The organism is Streptomyces sp. NPDC051907, from assembly GCF_040681075.1.
Taxonomy (GTDB): Bacteria; Actinomycetota; Actinomycetes; order Streptomycetales; family Streptomycetaceae; genus Streptomyces.
Genome location: NZ_JBFAYB010000239.1, coordinates 1 through 1,481, shown reverse-complemented (window position 1 = coordinate 1,481; position 1,481 = coordinate 1). Strand labels below are relative to the sequence as shown.

Annotated in this window: 3 protein-coding genes; 1 reads left to right on the top strand and 2 read right to left on the bottom strand. The window is 35.0% G+C overall.

All coding sequences use genetic code 11. The features are described from left to right. Window positions 1-63: 63 nt before the first annotated feature. Together AB0M39_RS42070 and AB0M39_RS42065 are read right to left on the bottom strand one after the other, a co-directional pair. Window positions 64-276 carry a putative transcriptional regulator gene (locus AB0M39_RS42070; RefSeq protein ID WP_365374501.1) on the bottom strand — a complete coding sequence of 71 codons (213 nt, stop codon included), beginning with the start codon at window positions 274-276 and terminating at the stop codon, window positions 64-66. Window positions 277-557: 281 nt separating this feature from the next. Then, window positions 558-755 carry a hypothetical protein gene (locus tag AB0M39_RS42065; protein ID WP_312257946.1) on the bottom strand — a complete coding sequence of 66 codons (198 nt, stop codon included), beginning with the start codon at window positions 753-755 and terminating at the stop codon, window positions 558-560. 257 nt (window positions 756-1,012) lie between these two features. Between AB0M39_RS42065 and AB0M39_RS42060 the strand changes: the two genes are divergently transcribed. Next, window positions 1,013-1,351 (top strand): helix-turn-helix transcriptional regulator, encoded by a 339-nt coding sequence (locus AB0M39_RS42060; RefSeq protein WP_365374497.1) that lies wholly within the window; start codon window positions 1,013-1,015, stop codon window positions 1,349-1,351. The last annotated feature ends 130 nt before the right edge of the window (window positions 1,352-1,481 follow it).

Genomic DNA, 1,481 nt, shown 5'->3' with positions numbered 1-1,481 from the left:
CAAAAGAAATAGTAGCAATAATAATGCATATAAATGATGCCCAAGTATTATCGTCCCAACTTTTCATATCAACCTCACTCTTTCCGCCCCTCTGGGGGCTTTTTGTTTTGTCAGTTCAACTGCTGCTTTATAAGCATTTGACCATTCATATAACTGAGGAATGAGCGAATTTTGAAGAAAATCTTTTGAGTAAACTGAGAGCTTTTCTTTATAAAATTCAACTGACTCTTGATAAACTACTTGCCCAAGATGATTAATTGTTTTTACTTGTTCCATTAGAACCTCCATTTGCCTGCGAGGGCTTTTTAATTTACTAAAAATTGTTTAATTTCATGAAACGCCATGCCTATTTCTAACAGTAAGATAATGATGACAGTATATCGCCTAAGCATTACTTTTTGTTCTGCGGTTAATTTATCGCCTGACTGTTTAAAGCTCGTCAGACTGCGATATTTTCCGCTTGTCGTAAGCTGTACGAGTAAATCAAGAATGATTTTATGATAGTACGGTTTAGACTGCTTGCTTTGCATGATTGCGGTGTTTAGTTTAGTCATAGGCTAGCAATTTTCAGCAATAGCGGAAACGACGGCATTAAACACTTTATTTTTAACGTTCTGCGGTTCGTTGTTTTTAGTGATTGACTTTGCTGTGCTCTCGCTTACTCCGATATACTTAGCAAGGTCTTTTTTGTTTAGCAACTTGTCAGCCTGAACTCGTCGCAAGGCTTTTTTCATTTCTGGTGTTAATAGTGGCATTTTTACCTTCTTTCTTCTTTATTTCAACTATAAGTAATTAAATTCTTGTGTTTTTTGTACTTATAGTGTAAAATATAAGTATAATTAAAAGAGCAATCAACGAACTTATAAACCTGCTGGGGAGCTAGTTAAAAGAAGTCTTTGCTTTTTTGTTGAATAACTTAACTGAAAACTATTTTACTCTACAAGATAATAAAAGTCAAGTGTTTTTATCTAGAAAAGTAAAATAATTTTCGTGTTATGCTTGAAAGGCTGACATGACTATATTTGAAAGAGTACAAGAACTATCTAGAAAACAGGGGAAAACATTACAAAAAGTAGCTAATGACCTAGGGTTTGGCGACAACTATTTGTATACGTTAAAAAAACAAAAACCGAAAGCTGACAACCTTGAAAAACTAGCCGACTACTTCCATGTATCGGTTGACTATTTACTAGGACGTGCTGAAGCTAAACCAGTCAACGAACCGATAGACTTGGCGGAAGTCGCAAACTCTGATGATGACGCTATTTTTGACAGTATTCTAAGTGCTGGTGGTCGCCCTTTGACCGAAAAAGACAAAGCTATGATTAAATTAGTTTTTGCTGACCGTTAGGAAGAATTGCAACAAAAAGCTAAAGACTTGAAAGATAGTGAAAAATGAGGGCGTTAAATGAATCAAGAAGAATTGACCGCTCTTATAGTAATCAAGATTGAAAACTTAGGCATAGATTACAGAACATTTG